General features: G+C 38.2%; 11 protein-coding genes, 1 other RNA gene and 1 other annotated feature. Of the genes, 4 read left to right on the forward strand and 8 right to left on the reverse strand.

Annotated features, from left to right (window positions below; translation table 11 throughout):
• The first annotated feature begins 131 nt into the window (after positions 1-131).
• Complete coding sequence (locus LfDm3_RS06705) at positions 132-2411, forward strand: NlpC/P60 family protein (RefSeq protein ID WP_052236610.1); 2280 nt, start codon at positions 132-134, stop codon at positions 2409-2411.
• A gap of 117 nt (positions 2412-2528) precedes the next feature.
• The gene (locus LfDm3_RS04205; protein ID WP_039144381.1) at positions 2529-2843 is read left to right on the forward strand and encodes a hypothetical protein; all 315 of its coding nucleotides are present in this window, start codon (positions 2529-2531) and stop codon (positions 2841-2843) included.
• Between the two features lie 74 nt (positions 2844-2917).
• Here the strand turns inward: LfDm3_RS04205 and LfDm3_RS04210 are convergent, their stop codons facing one another.
• Both LfDm3_RS04210 and LfDm3_RS04215 read right to left on the reverse strand, forming a co-directional pair.
• Positions 2918-4282, reverse strand: coding sequence for a glucose-6-phosphate isomerase (locus LfDm3_RS04210; protein WP_039144383.1), 1365 nt, complete (start codon positions 4280-4282; stop codon positions 2918-2920).
• Positions 4283-4388: 106 nt separating this feature from the next.
• On the reverse strand, positions 4389-5558 hold the full coding sequence (locus LfDm3_RS04215; protein ID WP_039144387.1) for a class I SAM-dependent methyltransferase: 1170 nt from the start codon (positions 5556-5558) through the stop codon (positions 4389-4391).
• A gap of 117 nt (positions 5559-5675) precedes the next feature.
• Between LfDm3_RS04215 and LfDm3_RS04220 the strand changes: the two genes are divergently transcribed.
• Both LfDm3_RS04220 and ssrA read left to right on the forward strand, forming a co-directional pair.
• The gene (locus tag LfDm3_RS04220; RefSeq protein ID WP_039144390.1) at positions 5676-6449 is read left to right on the forward strand and encodes a Cof-type HAD-IIB family hydrolase; all 774 of its coding nucleotides are present in this window, start codon (positions 5676-5678) and stop codon (positions 6447-6449) included.
• Between the two features lie 49 nt (positions 6450-6498).
• Positions 6499-6865, forward strand: a transfer-messenger RNA (tmRNA) gene (gene ssrA, locus LfDm3_RS06775).
• A 145-nt stretch (positions 6866-7010) separates the two neighbouring features.
• On the opposite strand, the gene LfDm3_RS04225 is transcribed toward ssrA, so the two are convergent.
• From LfDm3_RS04225 to LfDm3_RS04250, 6 genes are all read right to left on the reverse strand, one after another.
• Entirely contained in the window at positions 7011-7595 is a 585-nt protein-coding gene (locus tag LfDm3_RS04225) for a YdeI/OmpD-associated family protein (protein WP_039144393.1), read from the reverse strand.
• 76 nt (positions 7596-7671) lie between these two features.
• On the reverse strand, positions 7672-8175 hold the full coding sequence (locus LfDm3_RS04230) for a C40 family peptidase (protein ID WP_039144395.1): 504 nt from the start codon (positions 8173-8175) through the stop codon (positions 7672-7674).
• A 192-nt stretch (positions 8176-8367) separates the two neighbouring features.
• The gene (locus LfDm3_RS04235; protein WP_039144398.1) at positions 8368-9768 is read right to left on the reverse strand and encodes a DHA2 family efflux MFS transporter permease subunit; all 1401 of its coding nucleotides are present in this window, start codon (positions 9766-9768) and stop codon (positions 8368-8370) included.
• 123 nt (positions 9769-9891) lie between these two features.
• On the reverse strand, positions 9892-11283 hold the full coding sequence (gene asnS / locus LfDm3_RS04240) for an asparagine--tRNA ligase (protein WP_039144401.1): 1392 nt from the start codon (positions 11281-11283) through the stop codon (positions 9892-9894).
• A gap of 43 nt (positions 11284-11326) precedes the next feature.
• Positions 11327-11534 (reverse strand) — a binding site (T-box leader).
• 46 nt (positions 11535-11580) lie between these two features.
• Positions 11581-12339 carry a sulfite exporter TauE/SafE family protein gene (locus tag LfDm3_RS04245; protein ID WP_225349320.1) on the reverse strand — a complete coding sequence of 253 codons (759 nt, stop codon included), beginning with the start codon at positions 12337-12339 and terminating at the stop codon, positions 11581-11583.
• A 14-nt stretch (positions 12340-12353) separates the two neighbouring features.
• Positions 12354-13100, reverse strand: coding sequence for a sulfite exporter TauE/SafE family protein (locus LfDm3_RS04250; protein WP_010021911.1), 747 nt, complete (start codon positions 13098-13100; stop codon positions 12354-12356).
• Between the last annotated feature and the right edge of the window lie 2 nt (positions 13101-13102).

Below are 13102 nucleotides of genomic sequence, written 5' to 3' on the forward strand. Positions count from 1 at the left end.
GTTTACTAGTTTAACAAACTATTTCCTGAATGTTTCGTACTATATCATTATAGTTACGCTTAGGTATATACCTTTTTTTCACATAATTTTGATGTTATGGTTTATATATTCCAAAGGAGGAAATCAAATATATGAATAATGAAAAATTACACTATAAAATGTACAAAGCTGGAAAGAAATGGATGTTTGCTGCTCTTGCAACTTCAATGGTTGCCGGTGGACTTCTAACTACCAGCAGCGTTGTTAACGCTGACGCCTTAGGAAATAATGCACAAACTACTCAAAGTGCTAAGAAAGATAATAGCACTATTAAAAACAACTCAACTAAGGACGCAGCTAACACTAACGTTGATAATCAAACAAATAACGCTAATGCTCAAAAAGAAGACACTACACAAACTAATGTTGCTACAAACAATGATGCAAACAAAACTGCTAATGATTCAGCTAAGGCTGATGCCACTACTAACGATCAACAATCAGCAAAAACTGATAACAATCAAGTAGCTAATAACAACCAAAACACTGATCAAAACAGCAAGGCTGATGACGTTCAAGCAAATGCTAAGACTGACTCAAACAACGATGCCGTTAAAGCTGATAGCCAAAAATCAGATACTACATCAAATAAAATTGTAGAAAACAATGTTGAAAAAGCTATTACTCCTGCTCAACCAGCAAAAACTGACGTTAATGTTAACAATCAAAACCTTAACAATGCCGTTTCTGCCAAAGCAGACAACAACCAAAACAACAATAATGTTGAACAAAAGACTACTAATGATTCAGCTAAGGCTGCCACTACTAATGATCAACAATCAGCAAAAGCTGATAACAATCAAGTAGCTAATAACAACCAAAACACTGATCAAAACAGCAAGACTGATGACGTTCAAGCAAATGCTAAGACTGACTCAAATAACAATGCTGCTAAAACTACAAATGATTCAACAGCTAAAGTTAATGCCACTACTAACGATCAACAGTCAGCTAAAGCTGATAACAATCAGGCTAACACTAACAATCAAAAAGATAACAATGTTACCCCTGCTTCAGCTCGTTCATACTCAAATGTTCAATTAAGTGCTGCTCGTGCAGCCGCAACGAACTTTAGAGTTCAAAACACTAACTTTATGGCATCAACTAATGCTGACCAAGTAGTTAACATTGGTAAACAATATGTTGGTACTCCATATGCATGGGGTGGTAACACACCAGCTGGATTTGATTGCTCTGGATTTGTTCAATACGTATTTGGACAAGCCGGATACAGTCTTCCACGTACTACTTACTCACAATACCCTGCTACTCAACACATCTCACGTAGCCAAGCTCAAAAGGGTGATTTAGTATTCTTCTCCCAAGGTGGAGATCTTTACCACGTTGGAATTTACTTAGGTAATGGTTTAATGCTAGATGCTCAAAATAACGGTGTTAAATACAATGATTCACTTAGTTACTTCCCTGGTGCACAATTGTTCGCACGTGTTAACGGCTTCAATGGTGGAAGTGCCAACACTTCATATACCCCAAGTCAAAACACTAACAACAATTCATACGCTCCAAAGGCTAACAATTCATACACCCCTAGAGCTAACAACCAAGCTAGTTCAAATAATGTTCAATTAAATGTAAGTACTCCAGCCGCAAAGCCTGCTACTAATAACAACAGAAACTACAATTACAACTTAAAGGCTAATGTTCCTACTACTCAATTGAACACTACTAACAAGTCAGCTAATACTGTTACACCAACAGCAACTGCTTCAACTAGCAAAGCTACTACTACTAACGTTGCATCACAAAACAACGATGCTAAGAATGTTAACTTAAACGCTCAACCTGCAAAGACTGAAAATGCATCAGCTAACGTTCAAAATGACGTTACCCCAGCAGCACAAAATGCTAAGACTAACTCATCAAACAATGATGCAAAGCAAGCAGACGTTCAAGCTTCAAAGACAACCACTACTGACAATCAAATTAACCCTGTTAAACAAGATCCTTCAGTAGTAGCTGCTGCACAAAAGGAACAACAAGCTAAAAATGATCAAGTAACTAACTTGTCAGACAACACAACTGCTAAGAAGAACACTACTGATTTAAACGCTTCAACTAAATCAAGCAATGATCCAAAGGCTGCTAAAGTTGTTTCAAACAAGGAAGTTTCTGACAAGAACGCTTCTAAGAAAGAAACTGTTGCTAAGGCAAACGATGATAAGAAAGCTACTTCACACATCGCTACCAACGACAATGGTCAAGCTGATTCAGCTAAGAAGAACGACCAAAAGAATGGTCACATCTTGCCACAAACTGGTCAAGCAAGCACATTACTTATGAGCGCCATCGGTGCCATTATGGTTGCCCTTGCTGCCGTACTTGGTTTCAGACGTAAAGATACTGATAAATAATATCTAAACACATAAAATGGTCTCTCGAATTATAATCGGGAGACCATTTTTATTTGTCTAATTAGATTGCTATTAGAATGCGATTAGTGCTATTCTTTTTATATTGGAGGGATAACTATGGATGTACACTCAAAAGAAAAAGAACTCAAAAAGTTAATTAAAGATCAAGAAAAGTTGCAAAAGGAAAACTCAGACAAATTCAATGCTATTTTGTTGGATAACTACAACGAACGGATGGACATTGTCAAAGAATTAATTGAAAACGAAAATCAAACTAACAGCTTACGTGACACCAAAGTGGCTAAACCTGCCCGTGATGACAAACGAGGAATGGATAAAAATCGCCACGTTGATGATCAAATGAACGATCTTGAAAGAGCTCAACAACGTTTAATCAAGAAATTACGTACACTTGAGGGCAAATGGGAATAGTCTTCCCTCCTTCAAAAATTAACCATACAAAAAGAACGAACCTAGAAATTCGGGTTCGTTCTTTTTTGCTTCATTTAGTTATTGTTTTCATCTTTTAATTCTTCGTCAAGCTTCTTGGTTAATTCTTCGTAACCAGGCTTGCCAAGCAATGCATACATATTATTCTTATAAGCTTCAACACCAGGTTGGTTGAATGGATTAATTCCATTTAAGTAACCAGAGATGGCAACAGCAACTTCAAAGAAGTAGATCAAGTAGCCTAATGAATATTCTGATTGATCTGGAATATGAACAGTCATGACTGGAACTCCACCATCAGTATGAGCTAAGACAACCCCTTCGTAAGCTTTAGTATTAACTTCGTTTACAGTGTCGTTTTGGAGATACTTAAGACCATCAAGATTTGATTCTTCTTTAGGAATATCAATATCATAATCAGGTTTATCGAGCTTAACCACGGTTTCGATTAAGTCACGAAGACCCTCTTGAATGTACTGTCCAAGTGAATGAAGATCGGTAGTAAAGTTAGCTGATGAAGGATAAATTCCCTTTTGATCTTTACCTTCTGATTCACCCATCAATTGCTTCCACCATTCTGAGAACATTCTCATGTTTGGTTCGTAATTTTCAAGCAATTCAGTAGTGTAGCCCTTTCGGTATAAGATGTTTCTCAATGCGGCATAACGGTAAGCATCATTCTTGTTAACGTCTGGGTTAGTGTATTCCTTTGAAGAATCAAGAGCACCCTTCATTAACTGACTAATATCAGCGCCAGTAGCTGCGATTGGTAACAAGCCAACTGGAGTTAGAACTGAATAACGACCACCAACACCATCAGGAATAACAAAAGTTTCGTAACCATTAGCATCGGCCTCTTGCTTCAAAGCACCACGATGAGCATCAGTGGTAGCATAAATTCGTTTGTTGGCCTCTTCTTCACCATACTTCTTAATCAATTTTTCTTTAAAAATCCGGAAAGCAATTGCTGGTTCAGTAGTAGTACCAGATTTTGAAATGATGTTAATTGAAAAGTCATCGTCACCGATGTAGTTCAATAGGTCATGAATGTATGGGGCACTGAGTGAGTTCCCAGCAAAAACAACCTTGACACCACGGCGTTTGTCATCTGGTTCTGAGTTATAGAACGTACCGTTAAGAAAATCAACGGCCATCTTAGCACCTAAGTATGAACCACCTATTCCAATTACAACTAAAACCTTAGAATCAGATTTAATTTTATCAGCTGCCTTTTGGATTCGCTTGAACTCATCCTTGTCATAATTTTCAGGAAGATTCAACCAGTCACGAAAATCACTTCCGGCACCAGTACCATCCCTTAATTCTTTATCAGCTGCAGTTACCATTGCTTGAATCTCAGGTAACTCATCTGGATGTACAAACTTGCCTAATTTAGAATCGTCAAACTTTAAATAAGCCATTACACTATCCCCACTTCTATAAATATTTACATACATTATACAACAAAGCTAAGAGCCATAGCGGGGTTTTATCCCGTTAATTTATCATTTATTTGTAACACTCTTTCTACTTAATTTGGACGTTAATACCCTTAAATGATCCCTCACGCTCGTAATCAGTATCAATTGGAAAATCGCTTGGATTAGCATAAGTTTTGCCAAAATTAACGTTTATTCCACTCTGAGTAAATGCATCTGAGATTTCAGATCTAAATTTTTTCGAGTTCATCTTGTTAGTATCGGTGGTAAAAAAGATGGAAGCATCCTGGTTAGCCACTTCACTTACGGCATTAACTAGTTTACCTAGGTCCTTTTTAATTTCAAAGCGATCTTTCTTATCTCTAACGAAAACTGGAACGTTAACAGTAATAAGATCAAACTTTAAGTTATGCTTTTTAGCATAATCTAAGTAGCCAAAGACGCTCATTTTTCGAACCTCTTGGGCACCGATGGTATAACCATTCGCATCAATCTCGTTGATTAACTGTGATTTAGCCCGATTACTATCATCAACATTGACGGTTTTAACGGTACCACCACCAATCATCGCGTTGGCAACGCCAGTCCCTTCATAAAAGAGATTTAATCCAATTTTATCCTGTGCTTGATCAAAGACGTCTTGTCTTACATCACGATAAACAACGTCTAATCCAGTTGTTTTCGCATTTTGCAGACTAACAGGATAGGTTACTTCACCCTCCAAAACATTGGCAGATGAAACTGGATCTGGACTAGCACTCTCAACTGATTTAATCTCAGATCCATGTTCAAATTGACGATATTCGTACAAGTTCTGGTAGTCGCCTAATTGATTAATAATGACTGAAATTAATTGACTGCGCAATTGATAAATTCCAGAATTTTCCCAACTAATAACGTCCTGACCATCGTAACTATCAATGGTAAGACCAGCTAAACCATCACCCTGTCCGTTGAACATGCGATGAATATCAATGCCCTCATCTTGAAGCAAGATCCGTTTACTAAAAGCCTGGCTAAATAAGTGGCCAAAGAAATTATCATCAATGGATTGATTCTCTTTCCGACTTAAAATCCAGCCAATGCCACCAGCTTGTTTACCAAAATAAGCACTTGCCACGAAGTGATCGCCCTTAACGAGCGCCACCACCTCACCATTGCTAAAGTCAGCTGGATTAACCAAATCCTTTTCACTAATTTGCGGATAACCACCCTCAAATTTCTTAACGGCCTTACCAGTTATTTCAATTTTTTTCATATTATTTATTCTCCCTTAAAAATCTCTTCCTTCTTTTATTGTACATGTAATGAGTGTCAATTAGTAGGAATGCAAAGCATGCCATATGTTAAAATAATAGGCAAAGGAGATTCAACTATGTATAAATATTTAGTATTTTTTGACTTAGATAGAACCCTGTTTGATGAAAATTCCAAGGTGAACGACGAAGTCGCAAATGCAATGGAAGAAATCAGAAAACACGGTGGCCTTCCGGTTATTTCAACTGGAAGGAATATTTTTGAAATCAAAGACACACTGGAAAAGACCAAGATTGATTCTGTGGTTGCCGCTAATGGTGACTTCGGAATGTTAAGGGGAAAAGAAGTCTTCTCTAACACAATTGATCCAAAGATCATCGACCAATTATATGATTTTGTTGAACAACATGGTAATACTTTGGTCCTACTAAATCAAAAACGCGGTGCCATTACCAATCATGATGAGTTAGCCATTAAAGCATTCAAGCACGTCCATGCCCCGCTACCAAAGATTGTTACTAAGACATACTGGCACGAAAACCCCATTAATATGATGGTTGTTACCAACACTGACCTAGATACTGAGTATGAGGATGCTTTCGGTGATGTTTTAACCTTCTACCGTAATTCACCCTACTCCATCGATGTAGTCGTTCATGGGGTTTCTAAGGCTACTGGAATCAAGCAATTAATTGATACTGCTGGACTAAAGGGAATCCCAACCTACGCCTTTGGAGACGGTAATAACGATATCCCAATGCTAGACTACGTTGATCATCCGGTTGTGATGGGTAACGGTCTCTCAAACGTTAAACCACATGGTGAATTTATTACCACCAAGAACACCGACCACGGAATCGTGAATGGTCTCAAGCATTTTAACTTGATTTAAATTACTGTAAATTAGGCAGATATCATGGTATAGTAGTAATGTATCTGTCGGGGGCGTTATGGATTCGACGGGTATAGTTTGAGCCTGAATTGCATTCCGTACGACGATGCGTCAAATCGCTCAGTTTAATTATAACTGCAAAAAATAATAACAATTCTTACGCCGTAGCTGCCTAATAAGCGCTTGACGTAGATCTAGCTGATTTTTCCTATGGATCAGTCCTAGGTCCTACCTTTAATAGGATACGCTTACTGCTCCCATCTGAAGTAGTATGAAGAGATTAATCAGATTAGCTGTGCATGCTAGCATTGACTAATTGCGGATTGTACAGTGAAATTCAAATGATTAGCCTACGAATGTAGACGTTCAGGAGGCAATATGCCCGGACGCGGGTTCAAATCCCGCCGCCTCCATAATTAAAAGCGAACCAGTCATTAAGTTGATTGGTTCGCTTTTTGTTTTTGATATTTATAAATCCATTAATTGTATTTTTTTGATTAGACTTATCTTGAGTGATAACGCCCATAAAATGTCGGCTACAAAAATTGAACCTATTAAAACTTAATAATGCAACAATCTCCCATTATCACACCAACCACCATACATCTCGTTGGCCCTCGTCTTTTTCACCAACTTATGTAACCGGTGCTTGTATGACTGTGGTTTACTAAATTTCAAACGTGATTGAACTCCATCAACGCGAACCCGTTGGTACAAGTCCGGAAACTGATTGAAATTGTCCCATACCTTTGGATCACGTTTCAAAGCTCGCTTAACTGGTTTGATAATCTTAAAGGACTTGGGTGACAAATCGGGCAACACTTTTTGACCTTCATCAGTCATTAAACCCAATTTAATTAATCTCCGAGCACGTTCCTTATTAAGCTCGGTCCAATTACTATTCTCCTTTCTAGGAGTGAGTCGTTGGGCTAATCCGGTCTCATCCGAACTCTTATGCAAACCATCAACCCAACCAAAACACAGTGCCTCTTCGACGATATCCAAATAAAACATCCTGTCATCATTTGTTGGACTCATACTAACTGGGATCCACAGACAACCCTCTTTTTGACAGTTTTCCGTGAACCAATTCCGCAATTCTGATCTTGATGTAATTGGTAAAAATGGTTCGTCCTTTCTTAGCAACTTGGTTCGCTCCCTTCAACTTTTGCCTATATAGTAATCAGGTAAGTTAGGAGTGTCAAAAAAGCCGTCAGGCTCATTAAAACCTAACGGGACTTTTAACTGTTTTTTTAGCAAATGAAACTGGGCGAGATGCTCCGACTAAGTTCCACCATGGGGCGTGAATTGGTTCGATGATAACTCCACGATTTTGCGCATCAATCATTTGGTGTTTGTTTAGAGCAATCCCAACGTGATAGATGTCACTCTTACTTGAACCAAAGAAGACTAAATCACCCTTCTTGATTTTGCTTTTCTTAACATGCTTATAACTGTCATATTGTGCTTGAGCAGTTCTTACAATATTACGGTTAGCACCGTTTTTCATGACATATTGTGTGAATCCAGAACAGTCAAAACTGTTAGGTCCAACTGCACCATATGAATATGGTTTGCCAAGTTCATTTGTTGCTACTCTCTTAACATTTGAAAAATGGACTTTACTTGCGGATGCTTGCGTTTGATTGGCACTCATATTAATAACGCCAAACATCCCAAGTGCTGCAACTGAAACTGCGACTCCTTTAACTAATTTTATAAACATACTCTAGCCTCTTTCTTTATGTAATCCTTGTGTCTTTATTTACAATCTCCTCACACTTTCTATGGTAGGTGGCGATTACTACCAAACGGTTACAACATGATTTCAAAACCATTAATTACAGACCATAGTGTCTCTTTGGCGAAATAAAAAGGGATGGAAATTATATAATTTCCATCCCTTTTACTTTTCGATTTATTTTTGATCCTTTTTAGGGGTTCTAATCATAACAGCGAAGATTAATCCAACTACCGCAATTACTAAGAAGACCCAGTAAACAATGTGAAATCCATTAACTTGTGCTGGCATTGCCGGCATGCTGAGTTTGAAGAAACCAGTGGCTCTAACTAATACAATCGTAGCAACCGCTACTCCGGTTGATCCAAGCACTTGTCTAACCGTAGTGATTAGGGCCGTTCCGTAAGAAATCAAATCTTCTGGAAGTGAATCAGCACCTAGAGTAACAGCAGGCATCATAACAAAGGCATTGCCACCTTCAATCAACATGGCAATAATCATCATTGCCCAAATGTTGTAGATTGGGAAGAAGGCTAAGACCGCCCAGCCAAGCACAATCATAATCATTCCTGTTAACATAACTGGCTTAAATCCAATTTTATCAACAATGGTACCTGTAATTGGGTTCAAGATACTTAGGAAAACAGCTCCAGGAACTAATGCCATCCCGGAAATAAACGGTGACACATTAAGTACTTGCTGGTAATACAGTGGAAAAATAATCGTAACCACAATTAATGAAATGTAAGAGAAACCCGTCAGAAGAACCGCCAAATCATAGTTAAAGGTCTTTAAAACGTTTAAGTTTAACAATGGATTACTGATTCTAAACTGACGAACGACAAACAATGCAATTAAGATGATGCTGATGGCTAGAATCAGTAGTAATAATCCGTAGTTGTTGTTCGGTTTAGCAATTTCACTAATTACATACAAAATTCCAATCAAACCAAATGAATAAATGATTGAAATCCAATCCAATTTGGACTTAATCCTTGGCATTACATCTTTCATAACAAAGAAAGAAATCAAGAAAACCGCGGTAATGATGACAATAAAGACGTCAAACAAACCCCGCCAAGTTGTAAATCTTAAAACGATTCCAGAGATGATTGGTCCACAAGCAAGTGCTGAACCCATAACCAGTCCAGCAACTCCCATGATCGTTCCCCGATCATCCTCTGGGGTGATATTAAGCAAGACCGTTTGATACGATGGAAACAAAATACCAACTGCGATGGCTTCTAGTGCTCTTCCAAAAAGCACCCACGCGAAGCTATTACTGATTAAAATGATTAAAGTTCCCAAATCAAACATCAGCAACACGCCCATAAAGAGTTTCTTAAAACTCATGTTATTCAATAACCAAGGACTGATAGGCATCATAATACACATGATAATCATAAAACCAGTCGTTAACCATTGAACCGATGATGCTGAAATATTGAAATAATTCATTAATGTCGGATAAGCCGTTGATAACGATGATTGGCTGATTGACATTGTGAAAGTTCCAATTAACATAATGGTGATAAACCAAAATCTTTCTAATCTACTAAGTCCATTACTTTTTGCCATATAAAGCGCTCCCTTTTCGATTTGTGCTAATTTAATAGCTAGTTATAGATTATCATTTTTTGATTTGAATTGTTACAAATTGTCACAAAAAAAGTCCACGATTTCTCGTGGATTAATGTAAATCTAAAATTTAATGCTACCTTGCGTTCTTGGATAAGGAATAACGTCCCGAATATTATCCATTCCGGTCACATACATCAGTAAACGTTCAAACCCAATTCCAAAACCAGAATGTTTGGTACCGCCATACTTTCTAAGCTCTAAGTACCATTCATATTCGTCCCTTGACAAGTGGAACTCATCCATCTTATCAGCCAACTCTTTCTCACGTTCTTCCCGTTGACTTCCACCAATCAATTCCCCAATTCGTGGAACCAAGAGATCGGAAGCGGCAACGGTCTTTCCATCATCATTATCTCGCATGTAGAAGGCCTTAATGTTACGTGGATAGTCGGTAACAAAGACTGGATTACCAAAGACTTTTTCTGAAAGGTAACGTTCATGCTCGGCCTTTAAATCAATTCCCCATTTAACTGGATATTTAAAGTCAACGTCAGCCTTTTCAAGGAGATCAATGGCTTCCGTATAGGTAATACGAGCAAACTTTTCATTGACAGTGGTTTGAAGCAATTTGATTAAATTGTCATCAACATTATCATTTAAAAACTGCAGATCTTCTGACGCATTTTTCAACAAATAATTAATTACATACTTCAACATGTCTTCAGAAGTGGCAATAATGTCATCTAGGTCGGCAAATGCCATTTCAGGTTCAATCATCCAAAACTCCGCAGCATGACGCTTAGTGTGTGAGTTCTCAGCCCTAAAGGTAGGACCAAAGGTGTAAACATTTCGGAAGGCCAACGCAAATGCCTCAACCGGAAGCTGTCCACTAACGGTCAAATTGGTTTCTTGACCAAAAAAGTCTTTTGAATAATCAACCTTACCATTTGCATCCTTCGGGAGGTCATTCTGATCTAAACTAGTGATCTGAAACATCTCACCAGCACCCTCAGTATCACTACTAGTGACAATTGGTGTGTTTACATACACAAAGCCACGGTTTTGCAGATATTGATGAATAGCAAAAGCTGCTAGTGAACGAATCTTGAATACGGCATAGAACGTGTTGGTTCTGGGACGTAAGTGAGCAATAGAACGAAGATATTCAAGGGATTGCTTCTTCTTTTGCAGTGGGTAATCTAAGTCAGACACCCCTTCGATATCAACCTTTTCGGCATGAATCTCAAATGGTTGTTGTGCATCTGGGGTCTCAATTAGTTTTCCAGTTACCTTTAAAGTTGAACTAATTGGAAGCTTAATTACGTCATCAAAGTTATCCAGATCACTTTTGACAATCACCTGAACGTTTTTGATATACGATCCATCATTTACCTCAATAAAGGCAATTTTTTTAGAATTACGAATGGTCCGAATCCATCCCGTTAGGACAACTGATTCGTCTCCAAAGTCCCGTTTCTTAGTATAAAGATCTTTTGCTAACACGTTTTTCATTCTTATCACCCTTCTTTAAACAATAAAAAAAGACTTCATCTCACAAAGGGACGAAGTCATCGCGGTACCACCCATCTTGTTTATATTACATAAACCAACTCGAACAATGATAACGGATTGTAACCGTCAGTCCTACTTAGTTCAAACTGAAAACTCAAGGTGTTTTTCACATTAATCCTTTACCGAACTCCCACTATCTTCGACTCGCTGAAAAAGTAATTAATGGTACTCGTCCTCTTTATCGTCGTATTTTATCTGCTTTAAAAATACCATAACCAAGGACTCGTTGCAACATCATTAATAGGTTTTAATGCCAAGATAAATAGCTAGTAAAATGGCTAAAATTCCGACACCATACTTCATAATATTAGATGGAATGTGACGTACAATTGCTGGTCCAATGTAGCCACCAATGATTAGTCCAATGGTTAAAGTAATTAAAACGGGCCAGTTAATTTGAATCGTAAAAATAAAGATAATAGCTGAAATCCAATTCATGACCAAGGACATCACATTTCGAATTGCATTATCAACCGCATATGATTCGTTAAGAGCTCGAAGTAAAATAGCCATGATGAGGATACCACCACCAGCTCCAAAGTAGCCTAAATACATTCCTACTACCGTTAATGCAATTGCTGTTAGTGCCTTCCCCCACAGACTAAGGTGAGTTTCCGTCTGCTGTTTCTTACTCTTGGGCCACATAATTAATAGTCCCGAAAGCATGATAACCACGGGAGCAATGTCAGCAAAACTTTTATTGGAACTCTTGAGTAGAATTAGCGACCCAATCGCTGATCCAAGTCCAGCAAAGATAACTACTTTAAGGATTGTCTTTCCCCGGCCCTTAAGTTCCCTTTGTGACGATGCTACCGCACTCATATTGCTAAAAGCAAACCCGACAATGTTAGTCACACTTGCTACGATGGGAGACAGTCCAGCGGCTAGCATGGACGGGTAAGAAATTACACTAGCTAGACCAACAGCAGTTCCCATAATTCCACTGAAGATTCCTGCAATAATCAACAAAACATACTTTAAAATCAAACTTTCCATTTCTCCTTATTCTATTAATAAGTTTTAATTCCTAAACAAATTGCTAATACTACCGCACCAATTCCAACTCCATACTTCATAATCTTAGATGGAATATGACGCACAATCGACGGACCAATGTAGCCACCAACCAGAAGTCCAATTGTAATCGCAATTAAAGCCACCCAGTTAATTGGCATCGTAAACATGAAGATCACAGCTGAAATCCAGTTCAAAATTAACGAAACAAAGTTTCGAATGGCATTACAGATAGCATATGGTTGGTTGACGGCTCGAAGTAAAATCGCAATGAGCATCACTCCACCACCAGCTCCGAAGTAACCTAGGTACATCCCAACCAGTACCAAAGCAATTGCTGTGATGATCTTTCCGAACCACGTCATGTGGGTCTCAGTCAGTTGCCGTTGACTTTTTGGCAATAACATCAAAATTCCTGAAATCATAATGATGATTGGAGCCACATTTTCAAAACTTTTGTTGGAACTATTAAGCAGGATGAGGGAACCAATGATCGTTCCGATCCCCGCAAAGACAATCACCTTCATGATGATTTTACTCTGTCCTTTTAGTTCCTTTTGAGATGCCAAAATGGCACTAGAATCACTAAACGCAAATCCAACGGTGTTGGTTACGTTCGCTACAATGGGAGCAAAACCAGCAAGTAACATTGCTGGATAAGCAACTAAACTAGCTAATCCAACCGTACTTTCTAGTACCCCACTGATAACTCCTGCCACCACTAAAAAAATTAATTTCAACATTA

The organism is Fructilactobacillus fructivorans, assembly GCF_000814735.1.
Taxonomy (GTDB): Bacteria; Bacillota; Bacilli; order Lactobacillales; family Lactobacillaceae; genus Fructilactobacillus; species Fructilactobacillus fructivorans.

Excerpts from the sequence above, each read along its gene's own strand:
- LfDm3_RS04235 (WP_039144398.1), bottom strand. The coding sequence starts at position 9,768 with ATGGCAAAAAGTAATGGACTTAGTAGATTAGAAAGATTTTGGTTTATC.
- LfDm3_RS04220 (WP_039144390.1), top strand. The coding sequence starts at position 5,676 with ATGTATAAATATTTAGTATTTTTTGACTTAGATAGAACCCTGTTTGAT.
- LfDm3_RS06705 (WP_052236610.1), top strand. The coding sequence starts at position 132 with ATGAATAATGAAAAATTACACTATAAAATGTACAAAGCTGGAAAGAAA.
- LfDm3_RS04230 (WP_039144395.1), bottom strand. The coding sequence starts at position 8,175 with ATGTTTATAAAATTAGTTAAAGGAGTCGCAGTTTCAGTTGCAGCACTT.
- asnS (WP_039144401.1), bottom strand. The coding sequence starts at position 11,283 with ATGAAAAACGTGTTAGCAAAAGATCTTTATACTAAGAAACGGGACTTT.
- LfDm3_RS04215 (WP_039144387.1), bottom strand. The coding sequence starts at position 5,558 with ATGAAAAAAATTGAAATAACTGGTAAGGCCGTTAAGAAATTTGAGGGT.
- LfDm3_RS04205 (WP_039144381.1), top strand. The coding sequence starts at position 2,529 with ATGGATGTACACTCAAAAGAAAAAGAACTCAAAAAGTTAATTAAAGAT.
- LfDm3_RS04210 (WP_039144383.1), bottom strand. The coding sequence starts at position 4,282 with ATGGCTTATTTAAAGTTTGACGATTCTAAATTAGGCAAGTTTGTACAT.
- LfDm3_RS04245 (WP_225349320.1), bottom strand. The coding sequence starts at position 12,339 with ATGGAAAGTTTGATTTTAAAGTATGTTTTGTTGATTATTGCAGGAATC.
- LfDm3_RS04250 (WP_010021911.1), bottom strand. The coding sequence starts at position 13,100 with ATGTTGAAATTAATTTTTTTAGTGGTGGCAGGAGTTATCAGTGGGGTA.